Annotated in this window: 10 protein-coding genes; 5 read left to right on the forward strand and 5 right to left on the reverse strand. The window is 73.4% G+C overall.

All coding sequences use genetic code 11. The features are described 5' to 3' along the window. Nucleotides 1-5 precede the first annotated feature (5 nt). The 3 genes from ADL15_RS37135 to ADL15_RS37145 all read right to left on the reverse strand — a co-directional run bounded on the left by ADL15_RS37135 (nt 6) and on the right by ADL15_RS37145 (nt 4,975). The gene (locus tag ADL15_RS37135; RefSeq protein ID WP_067701479.1) at nt 6-2,846 is read right to left on the reverse strand and encodes an AfsR/SARP family transcriptional regulator; all 2,841 of its coding nucleotides are present in this window, start codon (nt 2,844-2,846) and stop codon (nt 6-8) included. 693 nt (nt 2,847-3,539) lie between these two features. Further along, complete coding sequence (locus ADL15_RS37140; protein ID WP_067701482.1) at nt 3,540-4,319, reverse strand: AfsR/SARP family transcriptional regulator; 780 nt, start codon at nt 4,317-4,319, stop codon at nt 3,540-3,542. Further along, nucleotides 4,316-4,975: a hemerythrin domain-containing protein gene (locus tag ADL15_RS37145; RefSeq protein ID WP_198171178.1), complete on the reverse strand. Its 660-nt coding sequence runs from the start codon at nt 4,973-4,975 to the stop codon at nt 4,316-4,318. Before ADL15_RS37145 ends, ADL15_RS37140 begins: the two co-directional genes overlap by 4 nt. Before the next feature lie 335 nt (nt 4,976-5,310). Between ADL15_RS37145 and ADL15_RS37150 the strand changes: the two genes are divergently transcribed. From ADL15_RS37150 to ADL15_RS37165, 4 genes are all read left to right on the forward strand, one after another. Further along, nucleotides 5,311-7,419: a PhoX family protein gene (locus ADL15_RS37150; RefSeq protein ID WP_067701487.1), complete on the forward strand. Its 2,109-nt coding sequence runs from the start codon at nt 5,311-5,313 to the stop codon at nt 7,417-7,419. A 131-nt stretch (nt 7,420-7,550) separates the two neighbouring features. After that, the gene (locus ADL15_RS37155; RefSeq protein WP_067701490.1) at nt 7,551-9,047 is read left to right on the forward strand and encodes a glycosyltransferase family 39 protein; all 1,497 of its coding nucleotides are present in this window, start codon (nt 7,551-7,553) and stop codon (nt 9,045-9,047) included. Nucleotides 9,048-9,066: 19 nt separating this feature from the next. Beyond that, nucleotides 9,067-10,005 (forward strand): NAD(P)-dependent oxidoreductase, encoded by a 939-nt coding sequence (locus ADL15_RS37160; protein WP_067701495.1) that lies wholly within the window; start codon nt 9,067-9,069, stop codon nt 10,003-10,005. A 31-nt stretch (nt 10,006-10,036) separates the two neighbouring features. Continuing rightward, nucleotides 10,037-11,188 (forward strand): sensor histidine kinase, encoded by a 1,152-nt coding sequence (locus tag ADL15_RS37165; RefSeq protein WP_232344778.1) that lies wholly within the window; start codon nt 10,037-10,039, stop codon nt 11,186-11,188. Between the two features lie 74 nt (nt 11,189-11,262). Here ADL15_RS37165 and ADL15_RS37170 read toward each other — a convergent pair whose 3' ends face one another. Further along, the gene (locus ADL15_RS37170) at nt 11,263-12,024 is read right to left on the reverse strand and encodes an enoyl-CoA hydratase/isomerase family protein (protein WP_232344779.1); all 762 of its coding nucleotides are present in this window, start codon (nt 12,022-12,024) and stop codon (nt 11,263-11,265) included. Nucleotides 12,025-12,033: 9 nt separating this feature from the next. Next, on the reverse strand, nt 12,034-12,615 hold the full coding sequence (locus ADL15_RS37175) for a helix-turn-helix domain-containing protein (RefSeq protein ID WP_067701498.1): 582 nt from the start codon (nt 12,613-12,615) through the stop codon (nt 12,034-12,036). Between the two features lie 74 nt (nt 12,616-12,689). Here ADL15_RS37175 and ADL15_RS37180 point away from each other — a divergent pair, with 74 nt between their 5' ends. Further along, nucleotides 12,690-14,270, forward strand: a complete 1,581-nt coding sequence (locus ADL15_RS37180) for a bifunctional NAD(P)/FAD-dependent oxidoreductase/class I SAM-dependent methyltransferase (RefSeq protein WP_067701558.1) — start codon at nt 12,690-12,692, stop codon at nt 14,268-14,270. The last annotated feature ends 97 nt before the right edge of the window (nt 14,271-14,367 follow it).

Genomic DNA, 14,367 nt, shown 5'->3' on the forward strand with positions numbered 1-14,367 from the left:
TCCTGTCAGATCTGCGGAGCGCCGAGCACCGCTTGGATCCGGGCCAGATCCGGGTACCGCGCGGTCTCCAGCAACCCCAGCGCCTCGGCCCGGGCCCGTTCCGCCGCCGCGTCGTCACCGGCCGACCGGTGCGCGGTGTACAAACCGATCAACGGCTCGATGCGCCGGCTCGGCATCGACGTGCCGTACAGGTCGAGGGCCTGCTGGAACGCCGCGATCGCCGCCGGGAGATCGCCGCTGGTCTGCATCAGCAGGCCCATCTGGATCGCCGCGCCGGCCGCGCCCAGGGTGTTCTCGCCCCGCATGTGGATCTCGAAGCTCTGCTGGAACAGCTCGCGGGCCTTCGCCCGGCCGCCCGGCTGGTAGAAGTGGTACCAGCCGATCGGGTGCAGCGAGCTGGCCTCCTCGAACCGGGCCATCTCCGCGTTGTCCAGCCGGTACGCCTCGAGCGCCTCCTGGCCGTACGGATACGCCGCGATCGCCTGCTCCCGGGTCGGCGCGCTGTTCAACCCGATGATCGCGACCGCGGTGCCGAGCAGCCCGTGCGCCAGCCGCAGCTTGTCGCCGGTGCGCCGGCCCACCTCGATCGCCTGCTCCAGGTAGGGCCGGGCCTCGTCCATCCGGTTGAGCCACAGGTGACCGCGACCGATCACATAGCTCAGGAACCCGATCCACCACTGGTCGTCGCTGCGCTCGGCGACGGCGAGCGCCCACCGGGACAGCGTGAACGAGTCCTCCAGGTGGAACCGGATGTCCTGCTGGTAGGGGATCAGCGCCCAGACGAACGGCCCCAGGTAGCGCTCCCGCCCCGGGGTGCGGCACAGCTCGGCCAGCGCCATGGTGGTCTCGTACTCGGCGTCCATCCAGGCCAGCGCCGCCTCGCGGGAGGTGAACCGGTCCGGCACGATGTCCGCCGCCATCGCACCGCCGCGGACCGGGCGAGGGTACGACAGGTAGACGTCCGCCGCGCGCAACGCCGTGTGCAGGTGGTACTCGACCAGCCGGCGGAGCACGTCGGCGCGGGCGGCCGGCTCGTCCTGCCGGTGTGCCAGCTCGACGGCGTACGCGCGGACCAGGTCGTGGTAGCCGTACCGGCCCGGGCGGCGCTCGCTCATCAGGTGCGCGTCGCAGAGCGTGCGCAGCAGCGCCCGGGTGCCGGCCCGGTCCCGCCCGGCCACGTTCACCGCGGCCGCCAGGGGCAGATCCGAGCCGGGGTGCAGCGCCAGGTGCCGGAACAGCTCGGCCGCGGCGGCCGGCAACCGCCGGTACGACCAGGAGAACACCGCGCGCAGGTCGTGCTTGACCCCGTCCACCGCGAACGCGGCCAGCCCCTCCTCCTCGGCCAGCTCCTCGGCGACCGTGCCCAGGGTGAACCCGACCCGGGCGCAGACCACCGCGAGCGCCAGCGGCAGGCCACCGCAGCGGGCCACGATCGCGTCCCGGGCGGCCGGTTCGCCGTCGACGAGCGCCGCGCCCAGCCGCCCGCGCAGGTACGCCCGCGCCTGCTCGTCGCGGAACCCGTCCAGGTGCAGCGGCCGTGCCCCGTCCGTGACCAGCAGCCCGCCGAGCCGGTTGCGGCTGGTCACCACGACCGCGCAGCCGGCCGCGCCGGGCAGCAGCGGGCGCACCTGCTCGGCGTCCCGGGCGTTGTCGAGCACCAGCAGCATCCGCCGGCCGGCCAGCACACTGCGGAACAGCGTGGTGCGCTCGGTCTCGCCCGGCGGCACCCGGTGGTCGGCCACGCCGAGCGCGCCGAGGAAACCGAGCAGCACGTCGCCGGGGGCGAGCGGGGTGTCCTCCGGGCCGTATCCGCGCAGGTCGGCGTAGAGCTGGCCGTCCGGGTAGCGGCCGGCGGCCTGGTGCGCCCAGCGGACCGCGAGAGTGGTCTTGCCCACCCCGCCGACGCCGCTGATCACGGTCAGCGGGGTGCCGTCCGGGTCGGCGGTGTGCCGGTCCAGCTCGGCCATCTCGGACTCGCGGGCCGCGAACGTGGCCGGTGACCGGGGGAGCTGGGCCGGGCGTACCGGAAAGGGGTCGTCCGCGGGCAGGCCGAACCGCAACTCGGCGGCGAGCACCTCGTGGCGCTGCTCCAGAATGGCCTGTTCCAGATCGGCCAGCGCCGGCTCCGGCTCCAGGCCCAGCTCGTCGGCGAGATGGCGGCGGTGCCGGCGCAGCACGTCGAGCGCCTCGGCGGACCGGTGCGCGGCCCACAGCGCGACCGCCCACAGCCGCCAGGCCAGCCCGCGCAACGGTTCCGCCTCGGCCAGCGCCCGGGTCGCCGGGACCGCCTCGCCGAACCGGCCCAGCACCAGCAGCGACGCCGCGATCCGTTGCCGGGCGATCAGCCGGGACTCGGCCAGCCGGGTGATCACCGGGCCGGCCCAGGGCTCGTCGGCGAACTGCTCGTACGGGTCGCCGTGCCAGAGGGCGGTGGCGCGGCGCAGCAGGGTCAGGGCGGCCTCCGCGTTGGCCGGTGACAGGCCCAGCGTGCGCATCTCCTGGACCTGCTGCAGCAGGTGCTCGAACTCCCACGCGTCGACGGCGCCGGCGGGCAGCCGCAGGGCGTACCCGGAACCCTCGCTGACCAGGACCACGGCGGCGGCGCGCGGCAGGCGGTCCGGTTCCAGGAGGCGGCGCAACCGTGAGACGTACGCCTGGAGCGACACGAGGGGCCGCGGTGGCGGGGTCTCGCCCCAGAGCTGGTCGACGATCCGGTCGACGGTGACCACCTCGCCGCCGGCCGCGACCAGCATGGCCAGCACCGCCTGCTGCTGGTGGCCACCGAGCGGGACGACGTCGCCGCGGACCAGAGCCTCGACCGGGCCGAGCACACGGATCTCGATCATCGGGGGGGTCCTTCGCTCGGTCCGTTGTCACGCTGGGTGATTGGCGAGATGGCGCTCCGTGCTGCCGGTCGGTGCCCGGCGGTGTGGTTCCGGAACCACACGCAGGGTTACCGCACGTGGTGTCGTCCCGGGATCTTAAGGGGTCACGCGAGTCGTTCTCGTTTCCTGTGCGGCTCTCGTCGGCAACGCGACAGTAAGGCGATTTCCCGTTGTCGATCACCCGTCGAGGCGGTTGACCGGCAACGGTGCGGGCCCCGGCCGCCCCTACTGTCAACAAAGCGGGGAGTAATCGCCAGGGGGCCGGTCGGCGGTGCTCGCCGCCGTGGTGGCCGGGGCGCCGCCCGGCACGCACCGTGCAGATCGTCACCGCGGTGGCCGTGCTCGCCTCGCTGTACCCCGGCTGGTGCTCAGGGGTGTGTCCCGGCCCTCGAGGCACCCCTGAGCACCAGCCGGGAATCGGGGGCCGCGGCACGGCGGTGGGTTCCGGGGGCGGCGCGCGGGCGGTTCGCGGGCTGGTCGTGAGGGGTGTCTCGCGGACCGCGAGACACCCCTCACGACCAGCCGGGGCCTGGGGCGCGGCGCGGCCGGGAGGCGGCAGGACGTCGCGCGAGGCTGCCACGGGACGTGGCTGATGCCTGCGGACGGGACTCCTCACGCGTACGGAATCGCGGTGAATCCGGTGATCGGGAGCGGTCAGGTGGGGGAGGGCAGGAGGCGGCCCGGGTCGCCCAGCAGGATCCGCTGGTGGAGGTGGCGGAGGGCCGGAGTCGGCTCGACGCCCAGCTCGTCGGCGAGGATGCGGCGGACCTTGCGGTAGTGGGACAGTGCGTCGGCGGTGCGGCCGGCGCGGTAGAGAGCGGTCATCAGCAGCGCGTGGCAGCGTTCGCGCAGCGGATCCTCGGCGACCATGGCGCGCAGGTCGGCGATCGCCTCGGGGTAGCCGCCCAGCTCGACGGTGACCGCGACCAGGTCCAGGGCGGCGCTGCGGCAGAGCTCGGTCAGGCGGGCGCGCTGGCCCTCGACGTAACCGCCGGCCGCGCCGGCCAGCGGGGTGCCCCGGTGCAGGCCGACCGCGGCGCGCAGGGCCACCGCGGCGGCCGGGTGGTCGCCGCGCCGCATCGCGTCGGCGGCCTGGGCGGTGTGCTGGTGGAACAGCTGGACGTCGAGCGAGCCGGGCGGGGCGGACAGCACGTAGCCGCCGCCGATCCAGCCGATCCGGACCGCGTTCGGCGAGCCGGACGGCCCGCAGAGCAGCCGGCGCAGCCGGGACAGGTAGGTGCGCACGGTGGCGACCGCGGAGGCCGGCGGGTCGACCGGCCAGATCGCGTCGACCAGCTCGTCGACGGTGGTCAGCAGGCCCTCGCGGAGCAGCAGCACGGTCAGGGCGGTGCGCTGCTGCGGTGAGCCGAGCGGGACCTCGGCGCCGTTGCGCCAGGCGCGGACCGGCCCGAGCAGGGCGAAGGTGACCGTCATGCGACACCGCCGCGCAGCGTCGCCATCTGCCGGCGGTACTGCCGCCGGCCGACCAGACGCCACAGCAGCCGGCCGGGCGCCGGCACCTTCTTCAGGAACTCGGCACGCTCGGCCGGGGTGGCGTCCTCCAGGATCGCGCCGAGGGCCAGGAAGATCTTCGACTTCGGCACGTTCTCCAGCCCCTGCTTGCCGACCTGCTCCCACTCCGGCGGGGTGAGGAAGTCCTCGACCAGCGGCATCACCAGCGACTCCTCGTCGGCGAGGTGCTGGTGCAGGATCCGCAGGTGCACCACGAGCGCGTCGGCCAGCGCGGCCCGGTCCTGCTCCTCGGCAGTGGCCTCCCAGCGCGGCAGGTGCGTCTGGATGTCGGTGAGGGTGCCGTCCAGCGCCTCGTGCTGCTGCTCCATCCGGACCACCAGGTCGTCGTAGACCTGGGCGCGGGCGTGCAGCAGCGGCCAGATCAGCTCGTCCTCGGTGGTGTGGTGGTGGTGCAGGGCGCCGATGTACTCGCGGACCGCGTCGGCCACCTGCCGGGACCGCGCGACGTCGCCCTCCCCGGCCACGCCGACGAACTGCAGCAACAGGGCGGCCTCGCGGCGGAACACCCGATGGATCATGATCATTTCTTGGGTGTACGGGGTGCTCGTGCCGGGCAAGGGGTCGCTCCTCGGTGTGACTGTCGGCTTCGGAGCGGACAGTGTTCCCGGACCCACTTGCCTGTCACTTGCATCGGTGCTCAGAGCCCCTTGCGCACGACGGCGGGCGGCGAGCGCCCGGCGGCCGCCCGCCACCACGTACCCGCCGCCCCCGCCGTCAGTAGGGTGACGGCCCGTCGCTGTCGTGCCCTCGCATGCTGGCCGGGCCGGGTAGACGACGGATATACGACATCGACGTTCATCGCCCGTTCACCCGGATCCGGTGGCCGGCGCCGGGCGGTGCACCTACCTTCCCGGGAGCCGCCATCGGCGCGGACGACCACGAGGGAGATGCGATGACGGACGAGAAACGCCGCTTCCTGCCACTGCTGGGGCACAGCGGTGGCAGCCGGGACGCGATGACCTGTCTCTACCGCTGCGGGAACGCCTGCGACCACCCGGCGCCCAACGCGTCCGCCAACCCGTACCTCGGTGACGTGGTCAACGCCGAGATGAGCCGCCGGGGCGTGATCCGCGCGGGTGCGGTCGGCGGCATGGTGCTCGGCTTCGGCGGCGCCGCGGCCGCCCTGGCGAGCCCGGCGACGGCCGCGCCGGCCACCGAGGTCCTGAGCAGCGGGCAGCAGCTCAAGCCCTCGAAGGCCGGCGCGCTGACCTTCGAGACGGTCGCGCCGAACACCCGGGACGCGGTGACCGTCCCGGCCGGCTACGAGACCGCCGTGGTGATCCGCTGGGGTGACCCGGTGGTGGCCGGCGCCCCGGCGTTCGACCTGCACCAGCAGACCGCCGCCCGGCAGTCCCGGCAGTTCGGCTTCAACAACGACTTCGTCGGCGTGCTGCCGCTCCCCGGCCGCCACGACCGGGCGCTGCTGGTGGTGAACCACGAGTACACCAACGAGGAGCTGATGTTCCCGGGCTTCACCAGCCTGGACGCGCTCACCGTGGAGCAGCTCGAGGTGGCCATCGCCGCGCACGGGCTCTCCGTCGTGGAGATCGAACGGGCCGGCCGCTCCGGCCGGTGGACGCCGGTGAAGAGCCGCCACCTGCACTACAACCGGCGGCTCACCGCGCTCGCGTCGACGTTCCGGCTGACCGGCCCGGCAGCCGGCTCGGCGTGGCTGCGGACCGCGGCGGACCCGCGCGGCACCACCGTGGTCGGCACCCTGAACAACTGCTCCGGCGGTGTCACGCCGTGGGGCACGGTGCTCTCCGGCGAGGAGAACTTCAACCAGTACTTCGTCGGCGCCGACCAGTCCCCGGAGGCCCTCAAGCCCAAGCTGACCCGGTACGGCATCACCACCACCGCCCGCTACCCGAGCGGCTCGCGCAAGTGGGACCGCGCGCAGGAGCGGTTCGACCTGGGCAAGCACCCGAACGAGGCGCACCGGTTCGGCTGGATCGTCGAGGTGGACCCGTTCGACCCGGAGTCCGCCCCGCGCAAGCACACCGCGCTGGGCCGGCTCAAGCACGAGGGCGCGAACGTCATCGTGGCCAGGGACGGTCACGTGGTCGCGTACATGGGTGACGACGAGCGGTTCGAGTACCTCTACAAGTTCGTGTCCGACAAGAAGTTCCTGCCCGGGCACTCGCACCTGGCCCGCAAGCACAACCTGACCCTGCTCGAGTCCGGCACGCTCTACGTCGCCAAGGTGACCGGGGACAGCCCGGCCGGTGAGATCGACGGCACCGGCACGCTGCCCGCCGACGGCCGGTTCGACGGCAAGGGCCAGTGGATCAAGCTGGTGTCCGGGAGCCGGTCGTACGTGCCCGGGATGACCGCGGCCGACGTGCTGACCTTCACCCGGCTGGCCGGCGACGCGGTCGGCGCCACCAAGATGGACCGCCCCGAGGACGTGCAGCCCAGCCTGCGCACCGGGAAGATCTACGCGGCGATGACCAACAACACCAACCGCGGTGTCGGCACGAACGCGCCGGCCGACGAGGCGAACCCGCGCAACGCCAACAAGCACGGCCACATCTTCGAGGTCACCGAGGACCACGGCGACCACACCGGCACCACGTTCACCTGGACGCTGCCGATCGTCTGCGGTGACCCGGCCGCCGCCGACACCTATTTCGGCGGGTACGACAAGTCCGCGGTCTCGCCGATCTCCTGCCCGGACAACGTCGCCTTCGACAGCGCCGGCAACCTCTGGATCTCCACCGACGGCAACGCGCTGGGCAGCAACGACGGCCTGTTCGCCACGCCGATCGAGGGTAAGGAGAAGGGCCACCTCAAGCAGTTCCTCACCGTGCCGCGCGGCGCCGAGACCTGCGGCCCGTTCATCACCGGCGACGACAAGTCGGTCTTCACCGCGGTGCAGCACCCGGGCGAGATCTCCGGCGCCACCGTCGACAAGCCGGCCTCGTTCTGGCCGGACGGCGGCTACGCCAAGCCCGCCGTGATCGTCACCTGGCGCCCGGACGGCGGCCCGGTCGGCAGCTGAGCGAGCGTCCCGGAACGGCCCCGGCGCACCACGCGCCGGGGCCGTTCCCACGCATGACTTAACTCACGGTAAGGGCTGGCGGCGACGAGCTACGTTTCTATCGCCAGCAACCGGCCGGGGGAGAACACTGAGTGATCGAGTCGCCGTCCGTCCGTGACCGGATCCGTGCCGTGCTGCCCGGGCTGGTCTCCGGCCTGCTGATGCTCGTGGTCGCGCTCTACGCCGCCACCCGTCCCCGGCTCAGCTGGGACGAGGTGACCTCGGCCGAGGTGGCGACGCGGACCACCGGGCAGATCTGGCAGCTGGTCCAGCACGTCGACGCGGTGTTCGGCGCGTACTACTGGTTCCTGCACTTCTGGACCGGGATCTTCGGCGACAGCGAGCTGTCCCTGCGGCTGCCGTCGATCCTGGCGATGGCCGGCGCGGTCGGGCTCACCGCCGAGCTCGGGCGGCGGCTGTTCACCCCGCTGATCGGCCTGACCACCGGCCTCATCCTGGTGATCATTCCGAACACGTCCCGGTACGCGGCCGAGGCCCGTCCGTACGCGTTCGTGTGTCTTTTCTCGATCCTGGGTCTGCTTCTGCTGCTCGCCGCGGTTCGCGGCGGCCCGGCCGGTCGGGTGCCGAAAGCCGTCGTCTGGGCGCTCTACGGGCTGTCGGTGCTGCTCCTCGGCGGCTTCAACCTGATCGCGCTCACCGCGCTGGCCGCGCACGCCACGGTGGCCGGCATCGTCGCCTGGCGCCGCCGGGACTGGCGGCCCGCGGGGGTCTGGCTGCTGACCGTGGCGCTGGCCCTGCTGCCGCTGGCCCCGCTGGTGTATTTCGGCACCCAGCAGGACAGCACCCAGCTGCACTGGGTCAAGCCGATCACGGTCGCCGCGATCCGCGCGATGCCCGGCGAGATCACCGGGTCCAGCCGGGTGGCCTGGCTGCTGATCGGCCTGGCGGTGCTGGCCGCCTGGCAGCCGGCCCGCCGGCTGACGCCGATCGTGGTGCTGGCGCTCGGCCCGTTCGCCGCGGTCGCGCTGGCGTCGGTGCTGCTCTCGCCGATGTGGGTGGCCCGCTACATGATCGTGGTGCTGGCGCCGCTGGCGATCCTGGCCGCGGTCGCGCTGGTCGCCGACACGCCGGAGCCCCGCGCGTGGCGGGACCTGATCGGCGGGCGGATGGTGCGGATCGGCGCGGTGCTGCTCCTGCTGGCCGCGATCGCCCTGCCCGGCCAGCGGTCGATCCGCCTGCCGACCGCGAAGAACGGCCCGGACTACCGCGGCCTGGCCACCCTGGTCGGCACGTACGACCAGCCCGGCGACGTGATCGTCTACCCGCCGAAGAACCGGGCGATGCGCGCCGGGATGGACTACTACCTGCGCGGGGTGCCGGACCGGCCGCGGGACGTGCTGTTTCAGACTCCGGCCGGGCAGACCGGGCTGCTGACCGCCGGTGAGTTCACCGACGACGCCGCCCGGGTGGCCGGCGCCACCGGCGTCTGGCTGGTCATCGCGGATCAGCGCGCCGATCCGCTCACCGCCCGGCCGCACCTGCGCGCGCTGCTCACCGCGAAGTACGTCGAGGCCGGGCGCTGGAAGAAGAAGCACGCCACCGCGGTGCTGTACCGGCTGCGCGGCTGATCTGGTTAGCTCACCGGTCATGAAGGTGCTGCTGCCGGACTCGGTGGAACTCGACGTCAGCCTGCCCGCCGGCGTCACCGCGGTGGTCTACCCGATCGGCGAGCCGATTCCCGACGAGCACTGCGACGCCGAGGCGCTGGTGGTCTGGGGCAACCCGGCGCCGCAGCTGGCCGACGCCGCCCGGCGACTCCGTCGGCTGCGCTGGGTGCAGAGCCTGGCCGCCGGGCCGGACGCCGTGCTGCAGGCCGGGTTCGCGACCGGCGTGCTGGTCACCGCGGGGCTCGGGCTGCACGACCGGACCGTCGCCGAGCACACCCTGGCCCTGGTGCTGGCCGCCGCCCGCCGGTTGAACCTGCTGATCCGGGCACAGGTCGGGCACCGGTGGGCGGGGGAGCTGGGCGGGTTGCAGCCGGTCCGGGAAGAAGGATCCTTCCGTACGCTGCGCGACGCGCACGTGGTGATCTGGGGGTTCGGCGGGATCGCCGGGACCCTCGCGCCGCTGCTCGCCGCGCTCGGCGCCCGGGTCACCGGGGTGGCCCGTACGGCCGGCGAGCGGTACGGCTTCCCGGTGGTCACCGCCGCCGAGCTCCCCGCGCTGCTTCCCGCCGCGGACGTGCTGATCTCGATCCTGCCGGCCACCCCGGAGACCGCGGGCGTGCTGGACGCCACGGTCCTCGGGCAGCTCCCGCCGCACGCCTGGGTGGTGAACGTCGGCCGGGGCAGCACCCTGGACGAGGCGGCCCTGCTCGCCGCGCTGCGGTCCGGCCGGATCGCGGGCGCGGCCCTCGACGTCTTCGCGACCGAGCCGCTGCCGCCGGGCTCCGGGTTGTGGGACGAGCCGAACGTGATCATCTCGCCGCACGCGGCCGGTGGCCGTCCGCTCGGCGCCGCCGCGCTGATCTCGGAGAACCTGCGAGCGCTGCTCGACGGACGCCCTCTCCGGAACCAAATATGCTGACGTAGTAGAACAGACCGGACCATTTCGCCTGTTGGGTACCGGGCCGCGTGCCGCGGCCCGGCAGTCGGCTGCGCTCCTGGCCCTGGCCGGCGCGCTGGCCCTGCTCGGCATCCTGAACGATCCGGGCCAGTCCGCGAAGCTGCTGCTGGTCGCGGTCTGTGACGGCGTGGTGTCGCTGTTCGCGTTCCTGTTCCCGTGGCACCGGACCGGCCGGAACGCGGCGGCCTGGCTCGGCCTGCCGGCGTTCGCCGTGCTCGGCCTCTCCACCTGGTCGTTCGGCGGGGTGGCGACCGGCACCGGCCCGTTCCTGGTGCTGCTCTACGCCTGGGCCGGCCTGCACTTCCCGCGCTGGATCCTGCTGGCCTACCTGGTGCCGGCCACCCTCGCCTACCTGGTGCCGCTGATCGTCACCGATCAGCCGGAATCCATCCTGGGCAGCGCGTTCGTGCTGATGCCGATCGCGCTGGCGGTGGCGATGCTGATCGAGGCGCACGCCCGGCACCTGCGCGACGACCGGGAACGGCTGGCCCGGATCGAGCAGTGGCGCTCGGCGATGATGAACACCCTGGCCCACGACGTGCGCAGCCCGCTGAGCGCGATCCAGATCGTGCTGGACGAGCTGCGTGAGGACGCCACCGGGGTGCCGGCCCGGATGCTCGACATGGCCCGGCGGCAGACCGCCCGGATCAACCGGCTCGCCGACGCGCTGCTGGACGTGCAGCGGATCGACAGCACCGGGCACCTCAAGCTGGACCGGCAGCTGTACCCGGCCCGGGAGCTGGTCACCGACGCGCTCTCGTACATCCGGGTGGACCCGCCGATCGAGGTCGAGATCGACGCGGGCACCACGATCTGGGTGGACAAGCAGCGGTTCGAGCAGGTGCTGCTCAACCTGGTCAGCAACGCGCATCGGTACGGGTCGGCGCCGATCGTGGTGCGGCTCGCCCGGGACGGCGACGTGGACCGCCTCGAAGTCCGCGATCACGGGCCGGGCATCCCGGACAGCCTGCGGGAGAACCTGTTCGGGCAGTTCGCGGTCGGTGGCGCGGAGGGGGTCGGGCTGGGGCTGTTCATCGTTCGGCAGCTGGCCGAGGCGCACGCGGGGCGGGCGGTGGCCGAGGCCCGCGACCCGGGGGTAGCGATGGTGGTGACGTTCCCGGTGACGCCGGATTTTTCCGGATAAAAGCGTTTTTGGCCTGCTCGGAGAGTGGCTGTTCCCCGAGCCGACGAGCGGCTTTTCGCGGGCTCGGCGAGCGGCTATTCGCCGGTGAAGACCGGCGCGCGGCGTGCCAGGCTCGCCGCGATGCCCTCGGCGCTGTCTTTCGTCGCCCAGTGCACCCGCTGCTCGGCCAGCTCGTGATCGAGCGCCTGCCGGACCCGGGCGGCCAGGTCGCCACGGAGCGTGGCCCGCATCGACCGGACCGCGAGCGGCGCCGACGCGGCGATCTCCAGGGCCAGCGCGCGGGCGGTGTCCCGGACCCGGCCGGGCTCGGCGAGCCGGTCGGCCAGCCCGATCCGGAACGCCTCCTCGCCACCGACCCGGCGTGCGGTCAGCAGCATGTCGGTGGCCTTCTGCGTCCCGATCAGCCCGGGCAGCGTCACGCTGAGACCGAAACCCTGGTGGAAGCCGAGCTTGCCGAAGTTCGCCACGAACCGGGTCGCGGCCTCGGCGACCCGGAAGTCCGCCGCGCACGCCAGGCCGAGCCCGCCGCCGACGGCCGTGCCCTGCACCGCGGCGACGATCGGCGTCCGCAGGTCGAACAGCTGCGCGGCCCGCCGGTACAGCCGTTCGGCCGCGGCCACGTGATCCACCGCGAAGTCACCGCCGCCGAAGTCCGCCCCGGCGCAGAAGTGCCGGCCCTCGGAGGCGAGCAGGATCACCCGGCAGGCCGGGTCGTCGTCGAGCGCGGTCGCGGCGTCCACGATCCGGCCGATCAGCGCCTCGTCGAAGTGGTTGGCCGGCGGCCGCCGCATCTCGAGCAGCGCCACCCCGCCGTCGACCGTCACAGAAAGATCCACGATCAAAACCTATCCTTTGGTACGGGCGCGCACGTGCACGCGCTCGCCCTGCGGGCCGAACAGGTTCAGCACCTCGGCGGGTTCCTGGTCCGGATTGAGGATCTTGTGGGGCAGTCGGGTGTCGAACTCGGCGGCCTCACCCGGGGTCAGCACGATGTCGTGCTCGCCGAGCAGCAGGCGGATCCGGCCACTCAGCACGTAGATCCACTCGTACCCCTCGTGGGTCTGCTGTTCCCGGTCGTGGTCGGCCGCGTTGAACGGGATGATCTGCTTGAACGCCTGCATCCCGCCGGGCCGCCGGGTCAGCGGGATGTACGTGTGCCCGTTGCGCTCGATCGGCCGCTGCCGGACCCGCGGATCGCCGGTCTCCGGCGCGTCCACCAGCTCGTCCAGGGTGACCTGGTACGCCTCGGCGAGCGGCAGCAGCAGCTCCAGGGTGGGCTTGCGGTCGCCGGACTCGAGCCGGGAGAGCGTGCTGACCGAGATGCCGGTGGTCTCGGCCAGCTGGGTCAGGGTCAGCTCGCGCCTCTGCCGCAGGGTGCGCAACCGGGGGCCGACGGCGGCCAGCGCGGCATCCAGGTCTTTTGCCATAACAGCAACGATACTTGCCGGTTTTGCGGCTCCGGGGGCACGGTGGGTTCCCGGACGACGAGAAGGAGCGGGCGATGGACGAGCGGACGTACGACGTACTGGTGATCGGCGGCGGCGCGGCCGGGCTGAGCGGGGCGGTGACCCTGGCCCGGTCGGCCCGGTCGGTCCTGGTGATCGACAGCGGCGACCCCCGCAACGCGCCGGCCGGGCACGTGCACAACCTGCTGGGCCGCGAGGGTGTGCCACCCGCCGAGCTGTACCGGGCCGGCCGGGCCGAGGTCGCCGCGTACGGCGGGGAGTTCCGCGAGGGCACCGCCGAGCAGGCGGAGCGCACCGCGGACGGCTTCCTGGTCACCCTGGCCGGCGGCGCCCAGGTGCGTGGGCGGCGGCTGCTGGTCACCACCGGGCTGACCGACGAGCTGCCGGCCATCCCCGGCCTTGCCGAGCGGTGGGGGCGGGATGTGGCGCACTGCCCGTACTGCCACGGGTGGGAGCTGCGCGGCAAGCGGATCGGCGTGCTGGTGGCCGGCCCGATCAGCATGCACGGCGCCCAGCTCTGGCGGCAGCTCAGCGACGACGTGCTCTACCTGCTCGACGGCGGACCGGCCCCGGAGCCCGAGCAGGCCGAGCAGCTGGCCGCCCGCAGCATCCCGGTGGTCGGCGAGCAGGTCGAGGCGGTCGAGGTCACCGACGACCGGATCACCGGCGTACGCCTGGCCGGCGGCCGGGTGATCCCCCTGGAGGCGATCGCGGTCGCCCCGCGCTTCGTGGCCCGCTCGGCGTTCCTCGAGTCGCTCGGCCTGAAGCCGGAGCCGCTGGAGATGAACGGGCACGTGATGGGCCTGCGGATCCCGGCCGAGGAGACCGGCGCCACCACGGTGCCCGGCGTCTGGGTGGCCGGCAACGTGACGAACCTGGGCGCGACCGTGGCGGTCGCCGCCGCGGCCGGGCAGGCAGCAGGCGCCATGATCAACATGGATCTGATCGCCGGGGAGACCCGGGCCGCGGTCGAGGAGTACCGGCGTCAGCAGGAGAGCATGCACGAGCCGGCCGCCTGGGAGGAGCGCTACCGGTCCCGGCCGGCGATCTGGAGCGGCAAACCGAACGTGCAACTGGTCGCCGAGGCCGCCGGGCTCCCGGCCGGGCAGGCCCTGGACGTCGGGTGCGGCGAGGGCGCCGACGCGGCCTGGCTCGCCGAACGCGGCTGGCAGGTGACCGGGACCGACATCTCCACGGTCGCCCTGGAGCGGGCCGCCGGGCACGCCACCGCTGCCGGGCTCGCCGAGCGGATCACGTTCACCCACGCCGACCTGCGCGCCGACCCGCCCGCCGAACGGTCCTACGACCTGGTCTCGGCGCACTTCATGCACCTGCCCGGCCCGGCCCGCCGCGAGCTGTACGCCCGGCTGGCCGCCGCCGTCCGGCCCGGCGGCACCCTGCTGATCGTCGGTCACCACCCGGACGACCTGGCCACCGTCCCCGGCCGGATGCACTTCCCGGACATGATGTTCACCGCCGAACAGGCGGCCGCCGACCTGGATCCGGACGTCTTCGACGTGCTGACCACGGAGAAACGCCCCCGCGCCGCCACCCTGCCGGACGGGACCGAGGGCATCATCCACGACACGGTGCTGGTGGCCCGCCGCAAGCGCTGAACCCGTCCCCGGAACGTCGCCCGCCGCGTCTCGAACCGATAGTGGCGGGTGTCATTCGGACGAATCGCCAGCATGGCACCGGTTGCCTTGCTGCAAT

The organism is Actinoplanes awajinensis subsp. mycoplanecinus (assembly GCF_001509495.1).
GTDB classification, from domain to species: Bacteria; Actinomycetota; Actinomycetes; order Mycobacteriales; family Micromonosporaceae; genus Actinoplanes; species Actinoplanes palleronii.